The sequence below is a fragment of the Lactobacillus nasalidis genome (assembly GCF_016587775.1).
GTDB lineage: Bacteria > Bacillota > Bacilli > Lactobacillales > Lactobacillaceae > Lactobacillus > Lactobacillus nasalidis.
The window spans coordinates 1-2,788 of sequence record NZ_BOCG01000538.1 but is presented as its reverse complement, the minus strand read 5'-3'; the positions used below and the strand labels follow the sequence as shown (position 1 = coordinate 2,788).

Genomic DNA, 2,788 nt, shown 5'->3' with positions numbered 1-2,788 from the left:
TGCACGCAAGGTGCAGGTCTTTTTTTGTCTGAAATTAGCGGCTGACTTTGGCGCCCTTTGGCAGCCGGCGGCCGATCAGCCAGACGGCCAGGAGGGCCAGGGCTGATTCAAGCACGATGTACAGCGCGCGCAGCTTGATGCTGGTGCCGCCCAGCCAGACGTTGAAGACGATCGAGCCCAAAACCAGGGCGATCATCCAGCTCCACTGGGTCTTGTCAAAGGCCAGGCCGTATTCTTCCTCCCGCCGGCGGATGCCCGGGAAGATGCCGCCCAGGCCGATCAAGACCAGGCAGGCCACGATGTTGATGGACAGTTCGTACCACCAGACCCAGCTGCCCTGCTTGACGTCTTGGGGCATGAAGCCCAGAACCGTCGCTATGGCAGTTACGGCCAAGAGGGCCAGGCCGACCCACCAGGCCAGGGTGTCGTTTTTGATGTAGCGGTAAACCGACGGGTACTTGGCAGAATTTTTGCCCCGGACCTTCATGAAGGAGTAGAAGATCCAGCAGGTAACCGCCGGGGAGATGATACCGTTCAGGTTCAGCAGCCAGTTGAAGATGTCGTTCATGTCCGGCAGGAAAATCCCTAAGACCATGATAAAGCCGCTCAGGAAAACGGTCAGGATGTAGCCGTTGATCGGCAGGCCGTCCTTGTTGGTCTTCTTGAGGAATTTCGGCATGTACTTGTCACCGGTGTCAGAGATCAGCATTCTGGTCATGGCATCCAGCAGGACGGACAAGAGCGCCACATTGTAGAAGAAGGAGGACCAGGCATAGATGTAGACGAACAGCTGCCCGACCCCGAACTGCTTGCCCATGGCCCCGAAGACGTAGTATTCACCGTTCATCTTAAGGTCGTTGGGCATGTGGTTAGCATCGATGTAGATCCCCAGGGCGATTGAACCGAAGATGGTCAAAAAGCAGGTCATGACGGCCAGGGCAATCATGGCTTTAGGGAATTCCCGCTTAGGATCCTTCATTCTGGTCACATAAGGGGCGACCAGTTCAGAGCCGTTGACGGCATAGATCAGCATCCCCACGGTTGAGAAGTATTTCAGGTCAAATTTGGGGATGATCGTCTTCCAGGTGAAAGGCGTCGCGGTCTTGCCGCCGGACTTGGCCAGGCCGGCAAAGGCCAGGAGCACGAAGAGGATGGTCATGATGAACATGGCCCAGCCCCCGATGTTGGACAAAATTTCCATTGACTTGGAGAACTTGTGCTCCAGCAGGGTCAAGAGAATGAAAATGATAAAGGTAATCGCCGTGAACATGGCGGTTGACAGGAACTTCGGGTCCTCAAATTCGTCAGTCCCTGTCAGCCCCCAGCCAACGTCGACCAAAAGGCAGTTGGCGGTGTCGACCACGTAGGGAATGGAGGCAGCCCAGTAGGTCCAGGCGGTGAAGTAGCCTAAAAACTCGCCGTCGGTTGCCCGCACCCAGGACGACAGGCCGCCGCCCTCATGGTTGAAGACCGATCCCAGGTGCCCTACGATCAAAGCGTAAGGAACCACGTAAAGAACCATCATCAAAATCCAGGAGCTGATAACCGCCATCCCTTGGTTTTGAAAGTTGTACATGATGTCTTCCAGTCCAATGACCGTCACGAAAGCCATCATGGCTAAAGTTTGCCAGGAAATATACTTTCCCTGCTTATCTAATTCGTCCATAAAAATCCTTCCTGTTAATTAAAAATTACCCTAACAAGAAGGCTGGCCCGGGGATTTGTTGAGCGAAACCATTTCCATCTCCATTTCTATGCGTATTTTTTAAACTTTTTTAAAGCAAAACCTATTTTACATTAGTTATAAGCGGAAAAACAGGGCTTTTGCCATGATAACGGTTGCGGCTGAATAATTTTGAGCAGAAATTTTTGCCCGGGAAAAGTTTAAGCTATAATGAGAAGAAACTTAGTTTTGACGAGGTGAAACAAATGGAAAAGAAATTGGACAGCGCTATTTTTGCCGGCGGCTGCTTCTGGTGCATGGTGGCGCCCTTTGACACGCTGCCGGGGATTGAAAGCGTCACGGCGGGCTATACGGGCGGCCACGTGCCCAATCCGACCTATGAGCAGGTCAAGAGCCATACGACCGGGCACACCGAGGCCGTCAAGATCGTTTTTGATCCGGCCGTGATGTCTTATGAAGACCTGCTTGGCTATTACTGGCAGGTGACTGACCCTACGGATGCCAGCGGGCAGTTCCAGGACCGGGGCGACAACTACCGGCCGGTAATCTTTTACAACTCGCCTGAGCAAAAGGCGGCAGCCGAGAAGTCAAAGCAGGAGCTGGCGGCCAGCGGGCGCTTTGACGATCCGATCGTCACCAAGATCGAACCAGCCGCGCCATTTTATGTGGCTGAAGATTACCACCAGCAGTTTTACTTAAAGCATCCGGACCGCTATGAGGCTGAAGAAGCCGGCGGCCGGGCCCAGTTTATCAAGGAGCACTGGGACAAGTAGGCAGGAGTTGAAAACTATGAAAAAGGGTTTGGTGATGGAAGGCGGCGCCATGCGCGGCCTGTACACGGCCGGGGTGACGGACGTGCTCATGAAGTACGGGATCAGCTTTGACGGCGCCGTTGGCGTTTCTGCCGGCGTGGCTTTCGGCTGCAACTACAAGTCCCTGCAGCCCGGGCGGGTTCTGCGCTACAACTTGCGCTACGGCTCCCGGCCGCAGTTCAAGAGCTGGCGGTCCTGGCTGACGACGGGGGACTTGTACGGGGCGGATTTCTGCTACCGCAAGCTGCCGGAAGTTCTGGACCCCTTTGACACGGCGGCTTTTGCCAGAAAT

General features: G+C 54.6%; 3 protein-coding genes. 2 read left to right on the top strand and 1 reads right to left on the bottom strand.

Features of this window, described 5'->3' with window-relative positions:
* Window positions 1–34 precede the first annotated feature (34 nt).
* Window positions 35–1,666, bottom strand: coding sequence for an APC family permease (locus lacNas_RS10525; RefSeq protein WP_201330283.1), 1,632 nt, complete (start codon window positions 1,664–1,666; stop codon window positions 35–37).
* A 263-nt stretch (window positions 1,667–1,929) separates the two neighbouring features.
* Between lacNas_RS10525 and msrA the strand changes: the two genes are divergently transcribed.
* Complete coding sequence (gene msrA / locus lacNas_RS10520; RefSeq protein WP_201335940.1) at window positions 1,930–2,457, top strand: peptide-methionine (S)-S-oxide reductase MsrA; 528 nt, start codon at window positions 1,930–1,932, stop codon at window positions 2,455–2,457.
* Between the two features lie 16 nt (window positions 2,458–2,473).
* On the top strand, window positions 2,474–2,788 hold a 315-nt coding region (locus lacNas_RS10515), incomplete at its 3' end, for a patatin-like phospholipase family protein (protein ID WP_201346840.1).